This window comes from Bacillus pinisoli (genome assembly GCF_023036475.1).
In the GTDB taxonomy this organism is placed as follows: domain Bacteria; phylum Bacillota; class Bacilli; order Bacillales; family SA4; genus Bacillus_BS; species Bacillus_BS pinisoli.
Genome location: NZ_JAJQKI010000001.1, coordinates 70,622 through 94,300 on the forward strand (window position 1 = coordinate 70,622; position 23,679 = coordinate 94,300).

The window sequence follows — 23,679 nt, forward strand, 5'->3', positions numbered from 1 at the left end:
ATATATGAAACGAAAAGCAGTCATCCAACAATTACAACAGCTTCTACCATCTAGTAAACCTCACTGTTACCTTCCGTTTATACCGGAATTTGCGATCATTGTCTACCTAGCCAATGGAATGCCATTCTCACCTTTGGTAAGAATGAAGGACAAATGTGCACCGACAAAATTATTAAAACTCTTACAAGTTGATTGTGAGAAAAATTGTCTCTTTGTACGCCCTATTCCAGAACAAAATCCCTCTTTTATTTCAAAAGAATGCATAACCATAGATTTTAACCAAGTGTGTGCGCTGCAAATTGTGGAGATTAAAAAATTTATTAAAGAGGAAGATTATGAAGAAGAAAGCTCTTCAAGCTCTGAAGAACTGGATAAAGAAGAAAACAGTCAGGAAAGAAAAAAGAGACCCATTTACTTTCCAAGCTATCCAATTGTGTCTACGAATGGAGAAAATCACAATTCCAAAGAAGAGCCGAAAGAAAACGAGCCATGCGATGGTCCTACTAATCTAAATTCAATAGATTCTAAGGAAGCTACTGAACAACTAAAGAGCTGCTATAATAGTAATCAACAACAATACGCTCATTTGGAAGTAGAAGTCGAACAGAATAATCAAGACAACTGTTCACAGGAAGAAAGTAAAGTTCTAAAAGAAGTAAAAAAATACAATAAGAAAAAGAAAGTTAAAAAGTTTAATCACTGGATTGTACCATTTTCCTCCATTATAAACATTGAAGTAGATGAAGATGATAACTGCTAGTTAAGAAACACTATTCACTGGGAAGGTAAAAAGAATGCCACTCCAATTGAAGTGACATTCTTTTTGTGTTACTTACTTTTAAAAGTCAACTTACATAGATTATTTAGGGGAATCTCTCTTTCTTTATTTTTCATTTTTAAGGTGAATGATTCATCGTGTACATCACATATAATCCCCTTCATCTTCACCCCATCTAGCGTGACCTTTACTTTTTCCCCTACAAGTAACATCATATAGATCTTAATAGTTAGTCTGAAGAAAATTTGGATAAGCTCTGGTGAAGAAGAGACCACCTCTCCAAAATTAAAAGTTAATTTCCTCCTGAAGCAGGGATCTATATCTGCAAGATTTGGTTCTGGATTTGGTTCAGCAAATCGATTTTTCAATTTCACAAGAAGAATTTGCTCAAACGGAATGAGTACATCCGTTTTCTTCCTCTTTAATAATACAAAATCTTGACCTACAAGAAACACTCTTCCTTTTACACTCAAGTTTTTGTTTTCATTAGTAAGGCTTGGGCAATTCAACTTTACGATGACCTCTTGGCCTACTAATCCATCGAATGAAATTTCAAATATCTGATTTTGTTCTCTTTCCCCTGAAAGGGCAATATCTAATAACATTTCATTAATCGCGTCTATTTTTGCTTCAAGTTCTTCTAATTCTTCTTCAGGTAAACAGGAGTTTGGTGAAGGATATTTGGGTTGAGGTATTCTGGTGGGACAACAATCCTCTGGAATACAGAAATCATCTGGAGTCCCAGCTGGAATAAATTCAGGACATCTAAAGTCTCTACATACACTTTCTTCTTTCATTCTTTCACCACCCTTTTTAAAATAAGGGGACATATGTCCCCTCTGTTATTTCCTCTTTAGTGGAGGTAAATGTTCCATTAATCGTTGATGGACGCGCATAATACCCCACATACCTAACTCAATATCCCACATGATATTACCAGAGCGGTACATATAATCCCCAGGATAGTTATAACTTCCACCTGCACCCCCAATTAACTCTAGATCAGCTTTTCTTCCCATTACATTGAAACCTACAAAAGATTCTTTTCGGGAATTTAAGTCCTTGGGATCAAAACGCCAGTAATGTCCATGAAGATGGAAGGTATGCGTTCTTCTTCGTTCTGATGGAGTAATAAGTCTGACTGTAACTGGGTCTCCTGGATACGCTTCAAAGACTGGTGTAGCTGGATCTCCAAATACTTTGGAACTAAATAGATCTCCAAGCTCTGAGTGCTCTCTAAAACGGTTCATTAATCTCTCGGTTCGATAATTGAAACCTCTCGAACCTTGGTCATACGTGTCCACTTCTTCTTCTGATAAACCTCCCTCTCCTTCTCCGAGAAGAATTCCATCTGGTGGGTCATTAATAATTTGATCGAATTTATCAAATAAGCGAACACCATCGTGCATAATCATGACAAACTCTCGTATATCCGGGATCAATGGGTTTCGTAAGACAACACTATTACCCGTTTTCACCGGTTCCATGGTGTGAGGATCCAAATAAACAGTCCCACGCGGCTCTGCTATAAATGCTCCAAAGGCTCCCTGTGAACGATGATTTCGAATATCCGCCATATCCCACATACCGCAAGCACCATAATTACGATCTACATACCAGCTATAGGTTATCGTTTCACCAGGTCCTACTGTCTGATCAGCGTTAAATCCTACAGTTTCACCCGCCGATGTTTTCACATCATAATCTAATAGCTGTGGATGAAGAGAGATTCGAAGTGATGGTGGATAGAAGGCTTGTTCTTTAACGATTGGATAGTCATAGATACCGTCCTTAAACGGAAACTTGTCAAATTCTAGTAAACTAGTTAATTTTACTTCAATGACATCACCTAGATTACCTCTTATTATAAGCGGTTCAGGATTTTTCCTTCCTGATCGTATGTCTTCAACATCCTCTTCAAGTGCAAAAACAATACCATTAGCATCATAATCTCCATATGATTCGTTATAAACAATAGGTGTTTGGAAAGCTACAATACTATAGCGACGCACAGGTGCATCTGCTGGAGCCACGCTTATAACTTTGTCAGCAGGTGCTGGAGGTAATCCTGTACAATCTGGAAGTGGTTCTAATCTTTCAGGTGGTAATGGTCGATCTGGAAGTGGAATTAATTGTGGTACTTCGGCGTCATACCCACGTATAAGCCCCCACAGACCATTCCATAAATCTTCCTCAGTTTCGAACGTCCATAAATAGTCACCTGATCTCGGAACATACATTTCAAACGTGAATGATTCCGAAAGACCGATATGCTGCTGATCCTCAAATTTTGAATCAAGGTCCCTACGTTCTACTTGCCATTTCATTCCATGCAAATTAAAACTGTGTGATTCCTCGTGTGCTCCTTGTAGTAGACGTATCCGGATTGGATCGCCCTCATACGCCTTAAAGACTTCGGTAAAAGGATCACCTTTTACAAATGAACTAAACGTATAGGCCGGGTCACAATCCTCTCCAAGTCTAAACTGTAATGGTTCGTTTCGTAAATTTACTCCGAACAAACCTGGGTCATCTAAAGAACCTGGAAATTCAGGTGGTTGTATTGGTTGACCGTCCTTCGTAAACATGTAAGTGAAGTCTTGAGCAAAGATTGTGTAATCTCTGAAATCCGGTATTAATGGGTTTAGGCATGTCACTTCTGTTCCACGATCAACCAATTCTCCTGTAGTAGAATCAATGACAGTTGTAAATCTTGGCTCTACAACACCTCCCGCAAAGAGACCATGCTGTTCATGGAGTGTTGCAAATAAGTGATCATGGAAGAACCATGCTTTTAGTTCCACATCTGCATAATACTCATATCGAATTGTTTCACCTGGTAATACGCTTGAATCATAATTCCATCCGACGTTTGCCCCATCATTTACTAGTACATCAAATTTAACAAAATGGATATGCATTCCACATTCGTACGTTCTCTTTACTAACTGGAAAGCATCTCCATCAAATACATGTGGAAGTCGATTTGTAAAGTTGATGCGAATACAGGTACCTGCCGCCTGTTGAAAGACGAGTGGCTCTGGTGCTTTTCTACCTGAACACACGTCATCAATATCTTCATCTAATATAAATATTCTTCCATTAGGATCGTGCCATCCTTCTCTATTGTAGACAATGGGTAGCTGAATAACGGAGACATTGTATTCCCTAACAGGTGCGTTTTCTAGACAAGGATCTGAGAACACCGCACCTGGTCTTGGATTTGGTATCGCTGCATTCCTTTCTAGTTCCGTCATTTCTCTACCACCCACAATACCTAACGGTGGTCTAGGTGCTTTACATCCTACTTTACCAGGAATAAAGTTTGGAAAACCAGGTCGTTCAGGTGTTGGTTTTGGTGGTGCTGGTCGATCTGGTAAAGGTTGAAGAGCTTTAATTGGTACTCCGTTTGGATAACATTGACTTCCATCTTGCAGAGTATCAAACACTCGGTTCATTCCCCACATTCCAGCACCAAAGTGAGGATATAGATGACAGTGAATGATGGCGTCTCCAATAGCGCCATGGAGACTTCCTAAACCGTATAGCGGCTCAATATTATAATGAGTTTGTGGACTCGTTGCTTGTGAATCAAATATCTCTGAATTTAAGTTATCAGGGTCTCTAAACCACTGGTGAACATGATAGTGGAATACATGTGTTTCTTTTACCCCAGCGTGAATGAGACGAATTTTTGCTGGATCACCTACATACCCTCTTAATATAGGGGTAGCAGGATCTCCAAACACCCATGAATCATGGTGAACTTCCTCCCCATCGCAATCCGGACAAACGACTGCTTCATCTATGAGCTGCGCTCGTCGATTTAACGGTTCATAGCGGTAGTTAACACCGTGGAAAGATTCACTTTCTTGACCTGTATCGAAATCTATAGGATTATTTCCAGTTATATCATTGATCTCCATCTGGTCGGCAAACATCCAAGTATACTCCCGAAATGAAGGTAAAATCGGATGATGAATATCAGCATCTGCCCCACTATTTATAGGTCCTCCTGTAACAGGATCAGTCCACCAAGAAAAGCGCTTCTCAACGTACAATGCACCGTATAGTCCATTGCTATTCGAACCATTCTCACTGCTTGAAGGATTCCCTAAGTCTGAGAACATATAGATACCCTGATGAGGCGTATTAATTCGATACATAATAGAATCACCAGGTGGAACGGTTGTATCTGGATTAAATCCTACATTTGCTCCGTCAGATGTCAACACATCATATTCAGCCTCTTGAAAATGCATACTAGCATTAAAGGGAAGCTTGTTTTCGAACAAGATCTCAACTACATCTCCTTCATTTGCTCTAATAACAAGTGGCTGTACAAGGTCAACGGGAGTGAATGGGTTCTTCTTCACAAGTTCTCTTACTTTAGATTCATTTTCTTTTAAAACATACATCATACCGTTTGGGTTGTGATCACCAAAGGTATTAACCACTATTCGAATCGGTATAGCGACGACATGATAGCATCGCTTCATGGAATAACCTCCTTTCTTCTACTTAATCACTAACATTCGGAATTCTTGGTCCATTATCACGTTCAATAAAAAATACTTCAATGGAGTCTATATGAATGTGCCACTCTCTATTCTCAAGCTGTGCTATATGCGTTGTCTCAACGTCCATAACAAGTAGGTCTTCTACGACATCCTTAATCGTGCCGATGAATAAAAATGGGAAGGCTGGTGTTAATAAGAAGGCTCTCCTTCCAATTCCATTCACGAAATGCTCTATTAGGGCTTCATCATGTATGTCATTAATTGAAACCCCTCCAGTTTGTCTTAGGTGCTCAAATGATTCCACTTTTAGTTCCCCTCCTTTTATGCTAAGAAATTGAGAATCTTGTATCACAATCAAAATTTGTTGTAAATTGTGAGATTTTCTCTAACGGAATACTAATTGGAAATGGATTCTCATAAAAAGGTGCGTTTACAAATTTAATAATGACTGGAAATAATGTGATGTGCCCTGCTTCTACCTCTGAAATCTCACCACAGAATATAGGCCTAAATGTCTGACCTAATAGATTTAACTGTGAGGTTTGTGTAATTACTAATATTTGTTCTCCAATCATTTCTTTTAAATCACGATATATAGGATCTATAATTGGTTGCTCATCATGACTCATAATAATCCTCCTTTTTGACTAGGGTTATAGTAATCTATTCAAACTTTGTGAACATGGTATAGTAAATAAATCTAACTCCGCCAATAAATCTGGCCCAATTTTCTAATAGCTTGGAAGAATCGCAACGTTTCAATCATATAAACTTCTGATAAAGCTATTTCAGTCTCTGACTTAAACAGTGATAGCTGAAGCTTCTCCTTCGAAACATAGATTATTTTTCCTATTCCTACTTTTTCGTCACCATAATGAATCTCGACTAAGGAACCAATCCATCTGTTTAAACTTGTATATAAAGTATCTTCATTAAAGAGCTGATATAATGGTTCCCTTTTTGTGACGGTTTCACCAAATTGATACAGTAGTTTTTCTCGGTAATTATTGTCATAAATAAAATGCTGATGTGTATTTGAATAATTGGGAATGCCATAAGGGATGTTGGCAGATTGAATGACCTCATATGGAATCCAGTATCTTTTTTTAAGATCGGTCAGCATAACATGATCTCTTCCTACACCCGCCACCTTTCCGGTCGTATATAGAAATGAACCGTTACAAGTGGAATATACCTCTACTTGTTGATTTCTCTTCATTTTAAAAAATTTCTTCAAGGTCAAACTCTTTTTTAATTTTGAGTTTTTGCTAGTAATATTAAACAAATTTTGTTGCTCCATATACTCCATTAAGATTCTCGTTTCTTCAGTTGATAAGTTACTGGTTGGTGACGTCAATCCTTCTCCCATTGAAAGGTTTCTCTCATTGATTTCATCCATTTTAATTACTTCTTGTTTTCTTTTTTCTAACAACCTCTTTACATATTCATCGTGTCTGATTTTCTCCTTCATGAGCTCCCTCCCCCCTTACATGAAGGTAATCTATATACAGTATGTCAAAAGACCTAAACTTGTAATTGGCATTCGCCCTCCTTGGCGAGCGAATTTTCCAAGCAGGAATAGCCTATTTTACGAAATAAGGACACCTCCCCAACACCAAAAACCTCCCAATTCATATTGTAATTAGTGACAATAAGTCAAAAACAAAAAAATTAAGGAGATGAAAGTCAATGAGTTGTAAAGATCACGACTTTAATTGTGTATGTGAAGCCGTTCGTAACATTGCTGACCTTCAAGACGCTGTAGAAGATAACTGTCCTACTAGTTGTTTCTCAAACCTTTTAAACCCTGCATTTGCACCAGGTAGAGATACAATTCCATTCATCTTATATACAAAAAAAGGTAAGCCATTCACTGCATTTGGTAACATTCGTCCAAATCAAGTTGCTAACCCTGTAGTTGGTATGAATGCGTTTAAGACACCTTTCTTCCGTGTAAATAATGTGGATGGGTGCTGTGCTACACTTGAGTTACTTGAGTCAAATGTAGAGCCAGATTGTAAAAAAGATGTTGAAGAAATCATCTGTGGTACTGAACGTTTATTCAGAACAGGTAACTGTATTGAAGTAGACTTAAAGTGCTTCTGCGCAATCCAATGTTTAACTCCTGAATTAGTTCAAGCTAATACAGGTCAATTCAGACGCTAATTTTAGCTAATAAAGCTCGGCGAGATGCCGAGCTTTTTTCATGCCCAAAGGAGAAAAAGATAGGTCACGTACCTAAACACATGTACACTTGTCCCCCAATATGATAATAGGGACTAATAAGTTCAAAACCGTATTAGGAGGAAGTGTAATGAGTAAACGTAAGGATGATTTTAATTGTGTATGTGATGCCATTCAAAACATTAAAGATTTACAAGATGCTGTAGAGGATCAATGTCCCACTAGCTGCTTTTCAGATCTATTATCACCAGCTAATTTTGTAGGTGACACGATTCCTTTCTTACTTTATACAAAGAAGGGCGATCTTTTTAAGGCTTTTGGAAACATCGGTGAGTTACGAGGAGGAGATTGTTTTAAAACTCCATTCTTCCGAGTAGAAGGAATTGACGATTGCTGTGCCACTCTTTCATTACTAAGACCCGTTGGTGTAGATTTCTGCGATAAAGATGACATTTGTGATGTGGAAAGACTCGTAAAAACTGATTTCTGTATCGAAGTAGATCTTGGTTGCTTCTGTGCTATTCAATGTTTAGACCCGAGGCTTGTCAATAATTTTGCAAGAGGAAACGTTGCTGGAGTAGAAGACCGAGTCAAGGATAAGGTGGAAGATACCCAACAAGAAGATGATGACAATACAATGGGTAGACGCCGTAGAAGAAGATAAAGATAATAAACTAAAAGGTATATTCCTCATATAACCTTTTATTCACCCTTTACTCTATGAGAAACCGGAAGTAAATATTTAAAAAAGAAATTGGCAGTAAAAGCCAATTTCTTCTTCTATAACCCTATAATTTGGACACTCTTTATAGACGAAAGCGGTATTTCTACCTTATATGGATCTTTTAAGATTCTTGCTGTAACCATTTCATTTTCTAATGACATAATCTTTCCTTGAAACGTATCATGTTCTGTCATAATTTCACACAATGGTTTTGGCATGTTTGATTTAGCGTTTGTGAAGAAGTGAATTTTTTCGAGTGTAGAGAATTCTTTAAAACTCTTTCGATCGTTTGTACTTTTTGCCGCGTTATTTCCTTCTTGAGCTACACCTTGTTGTTCAACGACCTTCTTTTCCTTTGTTACAGACTCTTCTTCTATTATTTGTGCTTCTTTTTTAATTGAAATATACTCCTGCACCTTTACATAAGCTGGTTGTAAGTTGGGCTGGGTAATATATAAGAGTGGACTCCGTTTTACCGCCTGAGCTTCTTTCATGGCTTCAACCTCCGTAACTAAGTTTTCACCATATTTGTATGCATATTACGAGTTGAATGTGCCTAAACAACTTATGACGATCACTTACCTTTAAATATATTGAACGAATTTAATAAAGGAACGGATTTTTTTTCTTTTTCTCCGAATAGATCTTTCAACAGTATGACCGTTTCCGCTAGCTTTAAAATATCAAAGTCTAATTCTTTAACAAGGTTTACAAGCCCTTTCTCTTTTTTCCTACTTTTACTCCCTCGTTTCCGTTTTTTCTTTCTTTTTTTCTTACTAGATTCTCGTTTCAAACTTTTTATTTTCTCATCTGTCTCCAAGATCCGGTTTGTTAGAAGTCTTAAACTTTCTTCAATACTATTTAGTTTTCCCTCCAAGTTAGAATACTGATTACGAAGTAATTTCAGTTCTTCCATTTCAGCATCTTTACTAATATCTATCACTTGCTTTTTCAAGACCATTGTTTATAACAGTCCTTTCCCTAAATAAGGGAGCAAGACAATAACTAATAATAAAAAAATGACTAACGTTAACACCCATAATACCATCTCTTATACTCCTCCTTTTAGATTTCTAAATAAGACAACACCTACTTTTAAGTAGGTGCTGCCTTCCTTTTATTAGTAAGCTGCTCCAACAATAATTAAAAGAATAAATAAAACAACAATTAACGCAAATCTATTGTTATTTCCACCTGACATTGTCTGGTCAACTCCCCTCTTCTAATCTGGTAAGACATCTTACATTAACTACTATATGTAAGAAGATTATTTTGGTATGGACAAACCGCTTGATGAAAAAATGGAATTTTAATAGGAAGAAATATTTATATTGAGCGAATATTATATATTCCCTAATAAAGCATTTATGAGTATAATTTACTAGAGAAGGGAGATTATGGGCATGTATATAAATAGTGAAAAAACGGTCACTCCATATGACTATTACAAAAATCAACAAACTAGTTATTCAAAAAATAATGAAAACTCCTACCAACAACCACAGCAAACTACTAAATCATATTCAACGAATAAAACGGAAACTTCAAAACAATCAGAGCTAACAGACCAACATTCAAAGTCTTCTAACACAGTTAAGCCTACGACTGATTGGACAAAGATGAAGGAAGTACTAGAAGCCTATTATTCTCTTAACAATCAGGGCTTTGGTAACTTTCAAGATTTTAAAAGTAACATGCAAAACTTAATGGAGAAATTTGTATCTTTTAAAGTAGATAAACAAAAACAAACATGGGAATCAAAGCTCCACCAATTTAAAATTGAAATAAGCAGAGAAGCTTATGAACAATATAGAAACAAAGAAACAAAGAACACCACTTCTGACAGTGTCAAATTAGATAACGGATCTACTATTAGTTCTGGTGCAACCACTAATACAGGATCAACAAGTAATACAAGTACATCTTCAGATACAGATTCTACATCAGGTACTACTAGTGGCTCAGGCTCTACTGGTGGCACAGGTTCTACTGGTGATTCAGGTTCTACTAGTGGCTCAGGCTCTACTGGTGATTCAGGTTCTACTAGTGGCTCAGGCTCTACTGGTGATTCAGGTACTACTAGTGGCTCCGGTTCTACTGGTGATTCAGGCTCTACTAGTGGCTCCGGTTCTACTGGTGGTTCAGGTTCTACTGGTGACTCAGGTTCTACTGGTGATTCAGGTTCTACTGGTGGCTCAGGTTCTACTGGTGGCTCAAGTTCTACTGGTGGTTCAGGTTCTACTGGTGATTCAGGTTCTACTGGTGGCTCAGGTTCTACTGGTGATTCAGGTTCTACTGGTGATTCAGGTTCTACTGGTGGTTCAGGTTCTACTGGTGATTCAGGTTCTACTGGTGGCTCAGGTTCGACTGGAGGTTCGACTGGAGGTTCGACTGGAGGTTCGACTGGAGGTTCGACTGGAGGTTCGACTGGAGGTTCGACTGGAGGTTCGACTGGAGGTTCGACTGGAGGTTCGACTGGAGGTTCGACTGGTGGCACAGGTGATACTGGTGGTATTATCGGCGGTCTATTTGGAAAGAAGTAAAATATATCCTAATAAACGAAAGAACCCTGCAAATGCAGGGTTCTTGTTTATTAGTTGCCTAAAATATGATAGCCAGAATCTACGTGTATCATCTCACCCGTAATTCCACGTGAGTAATCACTGAACAAGAATACTGCTGTATCTCCTACTTCTTCCTGTGTTGTTGTACGACGTAGCGGAGATTTTTCTTCGATTTCTTTTAAGATTGAATTAAAATCACTAACACCTTTAGCAGATAATGTACGAATCGGACCAGCAGAAATAGAGTTCACTCGGATTCCTTGCTTTCCAAGATCATTTGCTAAATACTTTACGCTTGCATCTAGAGACGCTTTTGCAACACCCATTACATTGTAGTTGTTTACAACACGCTCTCCACCAAGGTAAGTTAGCGTAACTATGCTTCCACCTTCTGTCATAAGGTCTTTTGCCACCTTAGCAACAGCTGTTAAAGAGTAAGAACTAATATTATGTGCTAATAAGAACCCGTCTCTTGTTGTATTCATGTAGTCACCATTAAGCTCTTCTTTATTAGCAAAAGCGATACAGTGAGCAACTCCATGAATGGCGCCAACTTGTTCCTTAATATCTGCAAAACACTTTTCGATATCTTGGTCATTTGTTACATCACAAGGTAACACTAAGGAATCTGCACCTTCTAATGTTCCTGCAAGTTCACGTACACTTGACTCTAAACGCTCACCTGCATACGTAAAGACAAGACGAGCACCAGCCTCATGTAATGATCTAGCAATCCCCCAAGCAATACTTCTTTTATTCGCAACACCCATCACAACATATGTACGACCATTTAAAGATAACGACATAATTTGGTTCCTCCTACAAAAATCTTTTATACAAGTTATTAGTACCTAGTCATAGTATAACATAATAGTTAAAAAAGAAAAGCCTTATCGGTTTGATAAGACTTTTTCATGTATTTCAGCTAGCTATTACTTCTATTAAACATTTTTACCAAATTCTAGTATCATCTTTAATTCATCAACATATTCACGAGAACCTGTCACAATTAATCGGTCCTCTAGCTTTAACTCTGTATCTCCATGTGGAACAATTGAATCTTTCCCTCTAAAGATTCGGACAAATATAACGTCGCCCGTAAATGGGAAGTTCCGAAGTTCAATTCCGTTATATAAGCTATTTCTCATATTAATTTGATATAAAGCTGTTTCTTGGTTCGTCAAGATATTCATGACACTTGGTGATTCAATTAGTGCACGCAATAAGGACTTCGTGGATAAAAGTACTGAAAATACTTCTACTCCGTGACTTTTTAACGCTTCATCCAGCACAGGGTTCTCAGCACGAGCAATCACTCGTTCTACTCCTGATTCCTTCGCAAATGTAGCTACTTCTGCATTAATTTCCTCATCACCTGTGGTCACAACTAGTATATCAACTTCAAAAATATCGAGCTTCTTCATTTCTTCAATCGTGTAATTTTCTAGTTCTACGATATTAAATAGTGAATCAGAAACTTGCTTTTCGATCTTATCCTGCTTCATATGATAGATCGTTGTTTCGAATAAGTCCTTGTTTAATTCTAATGTTGCTGGCAGTGTCAGCTGATTGGCACCTATAAAGGCAACTTTTTTCTTCAAATCTTCTACTTTTTGTTCTGGGAAGATTTTCTTAAATGCCACTGGTGTAATGATACTTGTAATGACGGCTACAAGAATGAGAGCACCTGACATCTGTCCATCAATAATTTCCATTCTCTCCCCAATCGTTGCAGCAGCAATAACAAGCGATAAGGTAGATGTAAGTAAGAACCCTGAGGCAAGGACAGTTTTCGTATCATACCAAATTTTCATTATATAGACTGGTACAACTTTCGATACAAATAACGCTATTAATAATAGAGGAATTAAATAAATAACCTTTGGGTCTTCAAATAGACTCCATACATCAAGGTTAACCCCTACCATAACAAAGAATATAGGAATTAAAAAACCATATCCAAATGAATCAAGCTTATGAACTAAGTCTGCATTTGGAGACAATAGTGAAACGAGTACCCCCGCTAAGAAAGCTCCAAGAATATTCTCGGCTCCAACTGATTCTGAGAGGCCAACTAATACGATGATGAGTGTAAATACCGCTCTCGTACCAATTTGTATGGTTCCTTTTGACATGGTTTCTAAGTAAGTTTGATGCTTGAAGTATTTCCCTAATAGATAAATACCTACTCCAGCCCCAAATAGAATCAGTAATAACCACATGTTCCCCTGATCTTCACTATACAGAGAAACAAAAACTGCTAGTAAAATCATCGTTACTAAATCAGCAATAACCGCCACTAAAAGAATGGTTTGACCGATTGAACGTTTCATTAAGTTTGCTTCTTTTAATGTTGGAACGACAACCCCAAGTGAGATCGTAGAAATGATCAGAGTCATTAAAAATGCATTTTCAATAAATCCTGTCCATACAAAGAGGTAAGATAAAAATAAGGAAATCCCAAATATCCCAATAAAGATTACGCTAGAAACTAAAAATGAGTTCGGTGCATTTTTACCGTTAGGAAGGACTTCTTTCTTTTTATTACCAGCAAATGCTGTAAAATCAATTTCTAATCCACTTAAAAACATTAAAAATATAAAACCTAATGTGGATAATGTTTCGATCCACATATCTGGATGAATTAAATTGAATCCAGATTTACCAATAATTAAACCCATGATGATTTCTGCAACCACAACCGGGAGAAAATTCAATTTAAATCGGTGCATTAACAGTGGTGTTAAAAATGCGACCATAACGACAATAAGTAATGATGTAACTGAAGCATGATGTTCCATTAGTAATTCCCCCTTGAACATATGAACTTTTTCTAAATCTAATTTAAGTTCATATCAATAACTTCTATTCCGAAATTGTTATAATAAGTACTGCATAAATGTGGTTGCCAGCCCAAAATAGACAATAATACTTATAATATCATTAATCGTTGTAATAAATGGGCCTGAAGCAACAGCTGGATCAATTTTAAATTGATGCATAAGCATGGGGATAAGTGCGCCTGCTATGGTGGCAATAAACAGAGTGATAAAAATAGATATCCCTACTAGCATTCCCAGAATTAAATGTCCCTTCCATAAAAAAACAACGATTGATACTAATATCCCACAAGTTGTACCAGTTATTAATCCTGTCCCCGCTTCTCTCCAAATAGATTTCCAAATAGAGTTCTCTAATTGTTCTCCAATGGCTATATTTCTTACCGCAACCGCTAACGATTGGGTACCAGTATTACCTGCCATCCCTGCGATTAAAGGAATAAAGACAGCAAGTATTGCTACTTGATCTAACGTTTCCTCAAACCTTCCGATCAAGCTTGCTGTTAACATACCTAAGAACAATAAGATAATAAGCCAAGGCAATCTCTTACGTGCCGCAGCAAAGGAACCTCTGTCAATCGTATCCATATTAGATACGGCAGCTAGTTTAGAGTAATCATCGGATGCTTCTTCATCTATAACATCTATAATATCGTCAACGGTTATGATTCCAAGCAGATGGCCTTCAAAATCAACAACTGGTAGTGCCAAGAAATTGTAATCCTTCATGGTTTTAGCAACGTTCTCTTGATCATCTCCGACACCAACTGATACGACACGATCATACATGATGTCAGCAACCATCGTGTCTTCATCAGAAATGATAAGATCACGTAAACTGATAACTCCTACCAGTTTCTTTTCCTCATTGATGACATATAAGTAATAGATCGTTTCAGCGTCTGGCGCTTCGTTCCTTAAAATTTGCATGGCAGAACGAATGGTTTGATGTGCCTCAATCGAGATAAATTCGGTAGTCATAATACTACCGGCTGTATATTCATCATAATGGAGTAAGTCTTTTATTTCTCGTGCAGCCTCATCATCCATCATGGTCAAATAACTAGCAACTTGGTTTTTATCAAGCTCATTTAAGACGTCTGCCGCATCGTCTGCATACATTTCAGCTAACATGTCAGCAGCATAAGACGGTATCATATCAGAAATGATTTCCTGAACCTCTTCATCATTATCTAGATTTTCAATAATAGGGGCCATTTCTTCTGGTGACATATACTCATATATGCGTTGCCTAAGCTCTCTTGACTGATCTTCAAAAAATCGCGCCTGATCGTAAGGGTGAAGCTCTGTATATATTTGTCGAAAAGATAAAATATCTTCCGTTTCTAAAAATCCAAGAAGTTGCTCTTTAGTATTCTCATTATTCTCTTTCATGATGTCCTCCTTTCACAAGAGTCGATAGGCACCACTGTTAGGTCCTAGCTAAATTACTAGTAATATACTAACAAACAATACGAAAGAAATCTTGTTTCGCGACTCTTATTTTATACTATTTTTTATATGACGAATAAACTCGAATAATAGTACATACCCGATTTTTATAAATTTTAATCATGCTCATATGTGACGTGCTTATGATGTACTCATATTTTGTTTGTCGTTGTAGTGTTTAATAGGTATGGTCATACATTTTTGTTGCTAGTTGTAGCTATTTTCTTGCGTCGTCCATTTTTCTTGCGACTCCGGGCTCTTTTCTTGCGGGTTGGACACTTTTTCTTGCGAGTTGGACCTGGTTTCTTGCGTCCTCCATTTTTTCTTGCGACTCCGAGTTCTTTTCTTGCGGCTTGGTCACTTTTTCTTGCGAGTTGGACCTGGTTTCTTGCGTCCTCCATTTTTTCTTGCGACTCCGGGCTCTTTTCTTGCGACTTGGTCACTTTTCTTGCGAGTTGGTGCTATTTTCTTGCGTCCTCCATTTTTTCTTGCGACTCCGGGTTCTTTTCTTGCGACTTGGTCACTTTTCTTGCGAGTTGGTGCTATTTTCTTGCGTCCTCCATTTTTTCTTGCGACTCCGGGTTCTTTTCTTGCGACTTCAAGCTTTTTTTTTTTGCGAGTTCCACCCGTTTTCTTGCACCATCAAGCAACAATCCACTCTAATACAACCTAAATAAAGATTAGTTCCTCAAAAATATGGCATAACTGATAATAACCTTACATTAGAGAAAGGGTTTAATTATGCAAACGGAAAAATCGACATCGCAGCGAATTGATTACACATTACTGTTTATATTATTTTTATTAAGTATCGCAAGTACGCTAGCTATATTAAGTGCACAGCCTTCTCTTCCTGAGAAGCTTCAACATATTAATTTTGCTTTTCAGCAATGGCAATGGTATACCGTTGGGTCTGTTGCCATTTTAGTAACCATGCTAATTGATTATGACAGGTTTAAACAGGTTGCTTGGTATTTATATGGTTTCGGTCTCGTCCTTTTACTTGGTCTTGAGTTAAACGTACCGAGTAGCCTAGTCCAAACCATAAAGGGGGCGACTAGCTGGTACAAGCTTCCTGGTATTGGAAATTTCCAACCTTCCGAATTACTAAAAATTTTTTTAATTTTAGTGTTAAGTCAGTTAGTAGTCTCCCATCGAGAGAAGCATCAAGAAAACGCGTTAAAATTAGATCTCTTGTTGCTTACTAAATTATCAATTACCACACTTGTTCCTTTACTGTTTTTAATCAAACAACCTGATTTAGGCATGTCAATGGTATTCATGGCAATCTTTGTGTCCATCTTATTTGTGTCGGGAATTAGTTGGAGAATTATTTTCTCCATTGGCTTACTATTTGTTGCTTTCGTAACAAGTTTGGTTTATATGTATTTTGCTTTTCCCGCATTCTTCAAGGCACATATATTGGATGAATACCAACTAAACCGATTTTATGGCTGGCTTACTCCTTATGAGTATTCAAGTGCCCAAGGCTTCCAATTAATTAGGTCGCTACTTGCTATTGGTTCAGGCTCACTGTCAGGGAAAGGCTATATGAATACGGAGGTTTATTTACCAGAACCGCATACTGATTTTATTTTTTCCATTATAGGAGAGCAGTTTGGTTTTATAGGGGCAAGCATTGTCATATCGTTATTCTTTATATTAATTTTTAGGATGATTCATATCGCTATTGAGTGTCATGATCCTTATGGAAGCTACTTGTGCGCAGGAATTATTGGCATGATCACTTTTCAAGTATTTCAAAACATCGGAATGACGATTGGCTTGTTACCAATTACTGGACTCCCTCTCCCGTTTATCAGCTACGGTGGGAGCTCTTTGGCAACCTACATGCTTGCAATGGGAATTATCCTAAACGTACGCTCTAGAACAAAGAAATATTTATTTGATTAGTAGTAAACAAAGGCAGTGTTCATCTCACTTGTACAACAGGGTTTAAGGAGGATTCTTATGAAAATTGATATTATTGGAGATATCCACGGGTGTTATCAAGAGTTTGTTGAACTAACCAACAAACTTGGCTATCAGTGGAATAGTGGGCTCCCCATACATAAAGATGGTCGGATTCTTGGGTTTGTAGGCGACCTAACAGACCGTGGACCGCAGTCTTTACAGGTCATTGATACCCTTTATAAACTCGTGATGATTGCAAAAAAAGCTTACTATTGTCCTGGCAATCATTGCAACAAATTATACCGTTATTTTCTTGGTCGAAAGGTACAAATTACTCACGGACTTGAGACAACGGTAGCAGAATATAAGGCTTTGTCCGAACAGGAACAAGAAAGGATCAAGAACCAATTTATTGAGCTCTACGAATCTTCCCCACTCTACCACGTCTTAGATGGAAAAAAGCTTGTTATTGCACATGCTGGTATTCGTCAAGACTATATTGGAAGGCATGATAAGAAGGTTCAAACATTTGTGCTTTATGGAGATATCACGGGTGAAACGAATCCAGATGGTTCGCCTGTTAGACGTGATTGGTCACAACACTATTCAGGTGAGGCGTGGATTGTGTATGGTCATACACCGGTTAAACAGCCTAGAACGATTAATCATACGATAAATATTGACACAGGCTGCGTATTTGGAGGACAGTTAACTGCTCTACGTTACCCGGAGCTTGAAACCGTATCCGTTCCATCTACCATGATTTATGTAGAAGAAAAATTCAGGAGCTTTGGCTAAACCTTCGTGATCTTCAAAGATCCCTTTTAGAAAGAGAAAAGAGCGTAAAGCAGTGGTATAACAAGTAAAGCTGTTTCCACTATTGTTACGCTCTTTCTTCAAGTACTTTTTTCATGTCATTTGGTAAATCTGAAGTGATTAATATCTTCTCATGCGTAATTGGATGATGAAACGATAATGTTCTACTATGCAATGCTTGCCTAGTAATGAAATCTCTTTTTCCACCATATAGATCATCTCCTAATAGAGGGTGACCGATATGAGCCATATGAACACGTATTTGATGGGTTCTCCCTGTTTCAAGTGATACCGAAACATGAGTGAACTCTTTGTAGTGCTGAATGACGTGGAAATGGGTAATGGCCTCTTGTCCATCCTCTCGTACTTCTCTTTCAATAATACTCGTATCTTTTCTACCGATTGGAGCTTTTATCGTTCCCTTATTCTCGCTCATTACTCCATGTACAAGTGCTTCGTAGGTCCTTTTAATACTAGAGGACTTTTGTTGTTTTGAGAAAAGATGATGAGTATAACGGTGCTTAGCCACAATTAATAGTCCTGATGTATCACGATCTAGCCGATTTACAATATGAACCGTGCTCCCTATTTGTTGTTGCTCATAATAATAAAGAAGTGCATTAGCTAACGAGCCATTCGGATGCTCTCGTGAAGGAATCGTTGACATGTAAGGCTGCTTATTGATAATAAGCAGATAATCATCCTCATACGGTATGTTTAAAGGAATGTTTTCTTTTACCATGTCTGTGCTTGGAACTTCAGGGGGGAACACGACATGAAGAATATCTCCCTTTTTTAGTTCGTAACGCACGGTAATGGGGACATGATTAACAAGAATATGTCCACCATTAAATTTGATATCAGTTAAAGCCGTTTTGGAAATCTCTTTATCTTTCAAAAATTCTTTTACAAGTTTCCCGCTGTCATGCTCATGAATCTCCCAAGTAAGACGAAAAGGCTGCACGTTACTTATCTCCTACGAAAGAATCTCTGACTCTCTTCCAAAATGGGAATGGGCGGAAACGAGCAAATTTAATTTTTTCGTTGGCTACACGATATTGAATAGATTTTACATCCTTGTGTAATAAGGTTAGGTGGTCAACCGTAATTTGAAAATCAACATGATTAATCGGTTTTAGCATACAAGTATGATGGCCTGGTAAGACGAGTGGTGACCCAATTGTTCTAAACACTCGATTGTTAATGGAAGCCATCTCTGCCACTTGAATCGCTTCAATGGAAGGATGAAGAATAGCCCCGCCTAATGCTTTATTATAGGCCGTACTTCCAGACGGAGTAGAAATACAAAGTCCATCACCGCGGAATGTTTCGAAACCTTGCCCCTTAATTTCCACATCCATCACAAGTGAACCCTCAACTGCCTTAACAGTACTTTCATTTAGTGCAAGATACCTAGCCTCTTTCCCACCATTTAAATGACGGATAATCACCTCAAGTAGCGGATATTCAACAACTTGATAAGGTGTTTTAGCGATGGCAATAACTAACTTCTCCACTTCTTCTGGAACCCAATCTGCATAGAAACCTAAATGACCTGTATGTACCCCAACAAAAGCTGTTTTATCTAGTCGTTTTTGATAACGATGAAACGCATATAGTAGTGTTCCGTCTCCCCCTACGGAAATGACGATATCGGGTTGATCCTCATCATAAATAAGCTCGAAGTCTTGTAAGTAGGTTCTCATCTTTAGCATTAATGTATTAGATACAGTGTCACCCTTTGATGTAATGGCAAATCTCATAAAAATCTCTCCCACCCTTATCCTTCATTTTTTCTGGAAAAAGCAACTTGCGCCTCTTGAATTTCATCTTTAATAAGAGACATCTCTTCATCAAGCCTGAAAGCTGCCTCAGCAGCACGCTGAAGTCTCTGTTTAATATTTTCAGGAATTTGCCCACTATATTTATAATTTAATGAATGTTCAATGGTTGCCCAGAAATTCATAGATAATGTTCGGATTTGAATCTCAACGAGAATTTTCTTAACACCTTCAAGTGTTTCTACCGGGTAGCGAATGACTAAATGATAGGAGCGATACCCACTCTCTTTCTTCTGAGAGATATAATCGCGCTCTTCAACAACCTCAAAGTCCATACGTGCTTTTAAAAGCTCAACTACCTTCGTTATATCCTCAACAAACTGACACATCATTCTAACTCCAGCGATGTCTGATATCTCATCCTCTATCTTAGCCAGTTCAATATTCTTACTTAGTGCTTTATTTAAAATACTTGGAATTGGCTTAACTCGACCGGTAACAAATTCAATTGGTGAAGTTAGAGAATGCTGTTCAAATTGAGAACGAATCCCCTTAAACTTTATTTTTAATTCGTCAACCGCTTGCACATACGGCGCTAAAAAAACATCCCAGTTTTCAATCATTCTACCACCACCACTAGTATTAGAAGAGCGTAAGCCCCTTGCTTATGCTCAGCGAAAGCCTATTTTTTATAAAATTAAATTATGTAAAAAAAACCTTCTCTACTTCTTTTTCCATATCACTACCATAATTAGCATTGCCTTGGATATTCTGGATTAGATACTCTAGTTCATCCTTTAATCCAATCAGTTCTAACTCTAATTCGTTCATAACTAGTTGAACAGAAGCATCATCAGCTAGTGCCTTTTTTAACTCTGGCCAAAATGGAGAGGATAAAGCCAGATATACATATTCTTCGTTATTTTCCAATATGTAAATAAACGCGAGTTGATCTGAGTCGACAAGAACTCTTTCAGCTGCCGATAAAGTACCCTTTTCAAAGTTTGTCGGATGAGCAATTAGTTTTAACTGTCCATCATTCCATTCAGCTCGTTCTATAGAGATTCTCTTTTGCATGTTGTAACTCCCTTCTATTTCCACTATCTTTTTTATTTTACCATAGAAAACCTAACTACATTAATAGCTAGAATATAGTATAATGTTTTAAGTAAAGGAGTCGTGCGAATAATGACACAAGAGCTTGAGATTGAATTTAAAAACCTAGTAACAAAAGAAGAATTCTCCTATTTATTAGCTGAGTTTTCACTAGACATGCATCAATTTATCATACAACAAAACCATTATTTCGATACGATTGACTTTTCACTAAAAGAAAGAAAAGCAGCCCTTCGAATACGATATAAAAATAATTCTTACACGTTAACGTTAAAACAGACAATTGAAGAAGGCATTCTTGAAACGCACCAAAAATTAACCGATAAAGAAGCAAGGTCCATCCTTGAAGGCTTTCCCCTTATAAAAGGAGAAGTCTATGACATCATTAAGGAAGATGGAATAAATCCAGAAGCACTCAAGTACCTGGGTATGTTAGAGACAAGCCGAGCTGAAATACAGTATGAGGACGGTACTTTAGTCTTTGATCACAGCCGTTACCTAAATCAAAGTGACTATGAAATTGAATATGAAGCTACTCATTTTCAAAAAGGACAACAAAACTTCCGAAAGTTTTTACAAACATACAATATTCCTATTCGAGAAACGGAAAACAAAATCAGGCGATTTTTTAGGGCAAAAGGGTTGGAGGGAACAGAATGAACATAAATCAGTTAAAAATGGTACTTGAACTGCAGGCATTGCGAAATTTCTCAAGTGCATCTTCATCAAACGAGACAGATTCTAACCTATTTCAAGACATGTTCAATGAACTGCTGTCAGAAGGTATGAACAAAACTTCTCATACACTCTCCCTACTGAAGAATGGTGTGGAGTCTTTGCCTACTATACAACTACATGCGGTAAACAAATCTCTACCTCCTATCCAACTGGGTAGTCTGGATGAAATGATTCAGCAGGCAGCTGAAAAATATAATATTGATGCTAAGCTTATTAAAGCTGTTATTAAAAATGAATCAAATTTTAATGCGAATGCGGTTAGTCATGCAGGAGCTAGTGGTCTTATGCAATTAATGCCGTCAACAGCTAAAGGCCTTGGTGTAAAAAATATCTTTGATCCCGCTCAAAATATAGAAGGTGGAACAAAATATTTGCGCAATATGCTAGATCGTTATGACGGAAACCTCTCTCTAGCACTTGCAGCCTATAATGCAGGCCCTGGTAATGTTGATAAATATAATGGAATCCCTCCTTTTAAAGAAACACAAAACTATGTAAAAAAAGTAACCAATACGTTCCAGCAATTAAATGCTTAATGAAGCTATCCATATTCCTGGATAGCTTCTTTCTTTATAACTCCCTTATTTCCATAAACTCTCAAGCACTTTATTTGATGTCCACTTCCCAGATTGATAAAATAAGTAGTAAACATATTTCTTTAACTTTAGAGAGAAGTTATATCTATATATTCATACAATACAACTTGAACCTTCCTATAATGAAAAGGAGTTTTATTTATATGACAGAGCAAGAGTACGCTAATACCCCCTTCCAGGCAATTGGTGGAGAGGAGGTAATCTCTCGTTTAGTAGATGCCTTTTACAATAGAGTAGGAAGTCATCCTGAGCTACAACCAATATTCCCTAACGATTTAACGGAGACGGCCCGCAAACAGAAACAGTTCTTGACTCAATATTTAGGAGGCCCAAGCCTTTATACGGAGGAACATGGCCATCCCATGCTGAGGGCCCGTCATTTGCCTTTTGAAATTACACCTAGTCGAGCCAAAGCATGGTTAACCTGTATGGACGAAGCTATGGATGAGATTGGATTAGAAGGAGATCTTCGTGATGGGTTTTATCACCGCTTAGTGCTAACTGCACAGCATATGATTAATACTCCGGAAGACAAGGGGGAACCACGATGATTGATCAGATAGATCCCTCCGCTTCTTATGAATGTGGAAAAAAACCGCTTGAGATTTATGTATTCATTGATCCTTTATGTCCGGAATGCTGGGCATTGGAGCCGATTCTAAAGAAATTGCAAATAGAATACGGAAAATATTTTTCAATTAGGCATGTTTTAAGTGGCCGTCTCGCTACATTAAACCTAAGAAAGGCTACATTAAATGGTAATATTGCTACTGTATGGGAACGAACGGCAAGTCGATCTGGGATGTCATGTGACGGTGACATATGGTTTGAAAATCCAATAGCAACCCCCTTTACAGCTTCAATCGCCATAAAAGCAGCTGAACTTCAAGGTAGAAAAATTGGCCTGAAATATTTACGAAAGCTACAGGAGCTTCTATTCTTACAAAAACAAAATATATCAGAAGAGGATGTCCTTATTGATTGCGCTGATGAAGTAGGTCTTGAGACGAATGAGTTCGTAAAAGACCTGCATTCTGAAAGTGCGGCAAAAGCTTTCCAATGCGACTTGAAAATTACTTCTGAAATGGAAGTAGACAAAATTCCGACCTTAGTATTCTTTAACGAAAATATTGAAGAAGAAGGAATGAAGGTAACAGGACTATATGCTTATGAGGTGTACGTTCGTATCATTCAAGACCTTCTGCAAGAAGAATTGGCGCCTGCTACTCCGCCTCCATTAGAAGAGTTTTTACAGTATTTTAAGTTTGTTGCCACCAAAGAGATAGCTGTAGTCTATAACATGGAAGTGCATGAAGTAGAAATAGAAATGAAAAAGCTACTTCTCAAACAAAAAGTAGAGTTAGTACCAGTCAAGTACGGAACATTTTGGAGGTATATTGAGTAAGTATTGATAATACGGTCCAATTATCACTATATAAAAAAGATTTGGTTTCTAACCAAATCTTTTTTATTAGTCTTTTTTTCAAGGCTCTTTTCTAAAACTTTGTTGATTTTCAAGCTAATAATTCTAAATATCCATCCTATTTTGTACGAAAAAACGAAGTAATAATTGTTAGAAATGAGCAACTCTCTATTTAAAGGACTGGACGTTGTACTACCTAGTAAAAATCCGGCTACCTGAGATTTTTACGAAAG

Annotated in this window: 25 protein-coding genes and 1 pseudogene; 10 read left to right on the forward strand and 16 right to left on the reverse strand. The window is 37.6% G+C overall.

The genetic code is table 11. The annotated features are described in order from the left end of the window. Positions 1-4: 4 nt before the first annotated feature. Complete coding sequence (locus tag LT143_RS00430; protein WP_246938568.1) at positions 5-760, forward strand: hypothetical protein; 756 nt, start codon at positions 5-7, stop codon at positions 758-760. Between the two features lie 68 nt (positions 761-828). Here LT143_RS00430 and LT143_RS00435 read toward each other — a convergent pair whose 3' ends face one another. From LT143_RS00435 to LT143_RS00455, 5 genes are all read right to left on the reverse strand, one after another. Continuing rightward, positions 829-1,575 (reverse strand): hypothetical protein, encoded by a 747-nt coding sequence (locus LT143_RS00435; RefSeq protein WP_246938569.1) that lies wholly within the window; start codon positions 1,573-1,575, stop codon positions 829-831. Positions 1,576-1,620: 45 nt separating this feature from the next. Continuing rightward, positions 1,621-5,277, reverse strand: coding sequence for a multicopper oxidase domain-containing protein (locus tag LT143_RS00440; RefSeq protein WP_246938570.1), 3,657 nt, complete (start codon positions 5,275-5,277; stop codon positions 1,621-1,623). Between the two features lie 22 nt (positions 5,278-5,299). Continuing rightward, positions 5,300-5,602: a hypothetical protein gene (locus tag LT143_RS00445; protein WP_246938571.1), complete on the reverse strand. Its 303-nt coding sequence runs from the start codon at positions 5,600-5,602 to the stop codon at positions 5,300-5,302. Positions 5,603-5,624: 22 nt separating this feature from the next. After that, complete coding sequence (locus LT143_RS00450) at positions 5,625-5,927, reverse strand: hypothetical protein (protein WP_246938572.1); 303 nt, start codon at positions 5,925-5,927, stop codon at positions 5,625-5,627. Positions 5,928-5,998: 71 nt separating this feature from the next. Next, complete coding sequence (locus tag LT143_RS00455) at positions 5,999-6,769, reverse strand: hypothetical protein (RefSeq protein WP_246938573.1); 771 nt, start codon at positions 6,767-6,769, stop codon at positions 5,999-6,001. Between the two features lie 218 nt (positions 6,770-6,987). Between LT143_RS00455 and LT143_RS00460 the strand changes: the two genes are divergently transcribed. Then, a complete protein-coding gene (locus tag LT143_RS00460) occupies positions 6,988-7,464 on the forward strand; it encodes a CotY/CotZ family spore coat protein (protein ID WP_246938574.1) in 477 nt (158 codons plus the stop codon). 148 nt (positions 7,465-7,612) lie between these two features. Beyond that, positions 7,613-8,032 (forward strand): annotated as a pseudogene (locus LT143_RS00465) (CotY/CotZ family spore coat protein); the annotation flags it as partial. Between the two features lie 230 nt (positions 8,033-8,262). On the opposite strand, the gene LT143_RS00470 reads toward LT143_RS00465, so the two are convergent. The 3 genes from LT143_RS00470 to LT143_RS00480 all read right to left on the reverse strand — a co-directional run bounded on the left by LT143_RS00470 (position 8,263) and on the right by LT143_RS00480 (position 9,407). Further along, complete coding sequence (locus tag LT143_RS00470) at positions 8,263-8,700, reverse strand: CotO family spore coat protein (RefSeq protein ID WP_246938575.1); 438 nt, start codon at positions 8,698-8,700, stop codon at positions 8,263-8,265. Between the two features lie 80 nt (positions 8,701-8,780). Beyond that, entirely contained in the window at positions 8,781-9,161 is a 381-nt protein-coding gene (locus LT143_RS00475; protein ID WP_246938576.1) for a hypothetical protein, read from the reverse strand. 165 nt (positions 9,162-9,326) lie between these two features. Further along, positions 9,327-9,407, reverse strand: coding sequence for a YjcZ family sporulation protein (locus tag LT143_RS00480; protein ID WP_246939125.1), 81 nt, complete (start codon positions 9,405-9,407; stop codon positions 9,327-9,329). A 202-nt stretch (positions 9,408-9,609) separates the two neighbouring features. Between LT143_RS00480 and LT143_RS00485 the strand changes: the two genes are divergently transcribed. After that, a complete protein-coding gene (locus LT143_RS00485; protein ID WP_246938577.1) occupies positions 9,610-10,749 on the forward strand; it encodes a hypothetical protein in 1,140 nt (379 codons plus the stop codon). A gap of 50 nt (positions 10,750-10,799) precedes the next feature. On the opposite strand, the gene fabI is transcribed toward LT143_RS00485, so the two are convergent. The 4 genes from fabI to LT143_RS00505 all read right to left on the reverse strand — a co-directional run bounded on the left by fabI (position 10,800) and on the right by LT143_RS00505 (position 15,423). Then, entirely contained in the window at positions 10,800-11,576 is a 777-nt protein-coding gene (fabI, locus tag LT143_RS00490; RefSeq protein ID WP_246938578.1) for an enoyl-ACP reductase FabI, read from the reverse strand. 135 nt (positions 11,577-11,711) lie between these two features. After that, positions 11,712-13,571 (reverse strand): monovalent cation:proton antiporter family protein, encoded by a 1,860-nt coding sequence (locus LT143_RS00495; protein ID WP_246938579.1) that lies wholly within the window; start codon positions 13,569-13,571, stop codon positions 11,712-11,714. 78 nt (positions 13,572-13,649) lie between these two features. Next, positions 13,650-15,005, reverse strand: coding sequence for a magnesium transporter (mgtE, locus tag LT143_RS00500; protein ID WP_246938580.1), 1,356 nt, complete (start codon positions 15,003-15,005; stop codon positions 13,650-13,652). A 274-nt stretch (positions 15,006-15,279) separates the two neighbouring features. Continuing rightward, on the reverse strand, positions 15,280-15,423 hold the full coding sequence (locus tag LT143_RS00505; RefSeq protein WP_246938581.1) for a hypothetical protein: 144 nt from the start codon (positions 15,421-15,423) through the stop codon (positions 15,280-15,282). A gap of 380 nt (positions 15,424-15,803) precedes the next feature. Between LT143_RS00505 and LT143_RS00510 the strand changes: the two genes are divergently transcribed. Together LT143_RS00510 and prpE are read left to right on the forward strand one after the other, a co-directional pair. Continuing rightward, positions 15,804-16,976 carry an FtsW/RodA/SpoVE family cell cycle protein gene (locus LT143_RS00510; protein WP_246938582.1) on the forward strand — a complete coding sequence of 391 codons (1,173 nt, stop codon included), beginning with the start codon at positions 15,804-15,806 and terminating at the stop codon, positions 16,974-16,976. A gap of 57 nt (positions 16,977-17,033) precedes the next feature. Beyond that, positions 17,034-17,774 carry a bis(5'-nucleosyl)-tetraphosphatase PrpE gene (gene prpE, locus LT143_RS00515; protein ID WP_246938583.1) on the forward strand — a complete coding sequence of 247 codons (741 nt, stop codon included), beginning with the start codon at positions 17,034-17,036 and terminating at the stop codon, positions 17,772-17,774. An 85-nt stretch (positions 17,775-17,859) separates the two neighbouring features. On the opposite strand, the gene LT143_RS00520 is transcribed toward prpE, so the two are convergent. The 4 genes from LT143_RS00520 to LT143_RS00535 all read right to left on the reverse strand — a co-directional run bounded on the left by LT143_RS00520 (position 17,860) and on the right by LT143_RS00535 (position 20,650). Continuing rightward, the gene (locus LT143_RS00520; protein WP_246938584.1) at positions 17,860-18,756 is read right to left on the reverse strand and encodes an RluA family pseudouridine synthase; all 897 of its coding nucleotides are present in this window, start codon (positions 18,754-18,756) and stop codon (positions 17,860-17,862) included. Position 18,757: 1 nt separating this feature from the next. Continuing rightward, positions 18,758-19,555 carry an NAD kinase gene (locus tag LT143_RS00525; RefSeq protein ID WP_246938585.1) on the reverse strand — a complete coding sequence of 266 codons (798 nt, stop codon included), beginning with the start codon at positions 19,553-19,555 and terminating at the stop codon, positions 18,758-18,760. Positions 19,556-19,572: 17 nt separating this feature from the next. Beyond that, on the reverse strand, positions 19,573-20,196 hold the full coding sequence (gene yjbM / locus LT143_RS00530; RefSeq protein WP_246938586.1) for a GTP diphosphokinase: 624 nt from the start codon (positions 20,194-20,196) through the stop codon (positions 19,573-19,575). Positions 20,197-20,275: 79 nt separating this feature from the next. Then, complete coding sequence (locus LT143_RS00535) at positions 20,276-20,650, reverse strand: UPF0738 family protein (protein WP_246938587.1); 375 nt, start codon at positions 20,648-20,650, stop codon at positions 20,276-20,278. A gap of 111 nt (positions 20,651-20,761) precedes the next feature. Between LT143_RS00535 and LT143_RS00540 the strand changes: the two genes are divergently transcribed. From LT143_RS00540 to LT143_RS00555, 4 genes are all read left to right on the forward strand, one after another. Further along, positions 20,762-21,349, forward strand: a complete 588-nt coding sequence (locus tag LT143_RS00540; RefSeq protein WP_246938588.1) for a CYTH domain-containing protein — start codon at positions 20,762-20,764, stop codon at positions 21,347-21,349. Then, complete coding sequence (locus LT143_RS00545; protein WP_246938589.1) at positions 21,346-21,963, forward strand: lytic transglycosylase domain-containing protein; 618 nt, start codon at positions 21,346-21,348, stop codon at positions 21,961-21,963. Before LT143_RS00540 ends, LT143_RS00545 begins: the two co-directional genes overlap by 4 nt. A gap of 203 nt (positions 21,964-22,166) precedes the next feature. Continuing rightward, positions 22,167-22,574 carry a globin domain-containing protein gene (locus LT143_RS00550; RefSeq protein WP_246938590.1) on the forward strand — a complete coding sequence of 136 codons (408 nt, stop codon included), beginning with the start codon at positions 22,167-22,169 and terminating at the stop codon, positions 22,572-22,574. Continuing rightward, positions 22,571-23,428 (forward strand): ClpXP adapter SpxH family protein, encoded by an 858-nt coding sequence (locus tag LT143_RS00555; protein WP_246938591.1) that lies wholly within the window; start codon positions 22,571-22,573, stop codon positions 23,426-23,428. Before LT143_RS00550 ends, LT143_RS00555 begins: the two co-directional genes overlap by 4 nt. Positions 23,429-23,679: the final 251 nt, after the last annotated feature.

What these genes read in the sequence shown, in the direction of transcription:
- LT143_RS00430 (WP_246938568.1), top strand. Translation starts at nt 5, where the DNA reads ATGAAACGAAAAGCAGTCATCCAACAATTACAACAGCTTCTACCATCT.
- LT143_RS00435 (WP_246938569.1), bottom strand. Translation starts at nt 1,575, where the DNA reads ATGAAAGAAGAAAGTGTATGTAGAGACTTTAGATGTCCTGAATTTATT.
- LT143_RS00440 (WP_246938570.1), bottom strand. Translation starts at nt 5,277, where the DNA reads ATGAAGCGATGCTATCATGTCGTCGCTATACCGATTCGAATAGTGGTT.
- LT143_RS00450 (WP_246938572.1), bottom strand. Translation starts at nt 5,927, where the DNA reads ATGAGTCATGATGAGCAACCAATTATAGATCCTATATATCGTGATTTA.
- LT143_RS00455 (WP_246938573.1), bottom strand. Translation starts at nt 6,769, where the DNA reads ATGAAGGAGAAAATCAGACACGATGAATATGTAAAGAGGTTGTTAGAA.
- LT143_RS00460 (WP_246938574.1), top strand. Translation starts at nt 6,988, where the DNA reads ATGAGTTGTAAAGATCACGACTTTAATTGTGTATGTGAAGCCGTTCGT.
- LT143_RS00470 (WP_246938575.1), bottom strand. Translation starts at nt 8,700, where the DNA reads ATGAAAGAAGCTCAGGCGGTAAAACGGAGTCCACTCTTATATATTACC.
- LT143_RS00480 (WP_246939125.1), bottom strand. Translation starts at nt 9,407, where the DNA reads ATGTCAGGTGGAAATAACAATAGATTTGCGTTAATTGTTGTTTTATTT.
- LT143_RS00485 (WP_246938577.1), top strand. Translation starts at nt 9,610, where the DNA reads ATGTATATAAATAGTGAAAAAACGGTCACTCCATATGACTATTACAAA.
- fabI (WP_246938578.1), bottom strand. Translation starts at nt 11,576, where the DNA reads ATGTCGTTATCTTTAAATGGTCGTACATATGTTGTGATGGGTGTTGCG.
- LT143_RS00495 (WP_246938579.1), bottom strand. Translation starts at nt 13,571, where the DNA reads ATGGAACATCATGCTTCAGTTACATCATTACTTATTGTCGTTATGGTC.
- mgtE (WP_246938580.1), bottom strand. Translation starts at nt 15,005, where the DNA reads ATGAAAGAGAATAATGAGAATACTAAAGAGCAACTTCTTGGATTTTTA.
- LT143_RS00510 (WP_246938582.1), top strand. Translation starts at nt 15,804, where the DNA reads ATGCAAACGGAAAAATCGACATCGCAGCGAATTGATTACACATTACTG.
- prpE (WP_246938583.1), top strand. Translation starts at nt 17,034, where the DNA reads ATGAAAATTGATATTATTGGAGATATCCACGGGTGTTATCAAGAGTTT.
- LT143_RS00525 (WP_246938585.1), bottom strand. Translation starts at nt 19,555, where the DNA reads ATGAGATTTGCCATTACATCAAAGGGTGACACTGTATCTAATACATTA.
- yjbM (WP_246938586.1), bottom strand. Translation starts at nt 20,196, where the DNA reads ATGATTGAAAACTGGGATGTTTTTTTAGCGCCGTATGTGCAAGCGGTT.
- LT143_RS00535 (WP_246938587.1), bottom strand. Translation starts at nt 20,650, where the DNA reads ATGCAAAAGAGAATCTCTATAGAACGAGCTGAATGGAATGATGGACAG.
- LT143_RS00540 (WP_246938588.1), top strand. Translation starts at nt 20,762, where the DNA reads ATGACACAAGAGCTTGAGATTGAATTTAAAAACCTAGTAACAAAAGAA.
- LT143_RS00545 (WP_246938589.1), top strand. Translation starts at nt 21,346, where the DNA reads ATGAACATAAATCAGTTAAAAATGGTACTTGAACTGCAGGCATTGCGA.
- LT143_RS00550 (WP_246938590.1), top strand. Translation starts at nt 22,167, where the DNA reads ATGACAGAGCAAGAGTACGCTAATACCCCCTTCCAGGCAATTGGTGGA.
- LT143_RS00555 (WP_246938591.1), top strand. Translation starts at nt 22,571, where the DNA reads ATGATTGATCAGATAGATCCCTCCGCTTCTTATGAATGTGGAAAAAAA.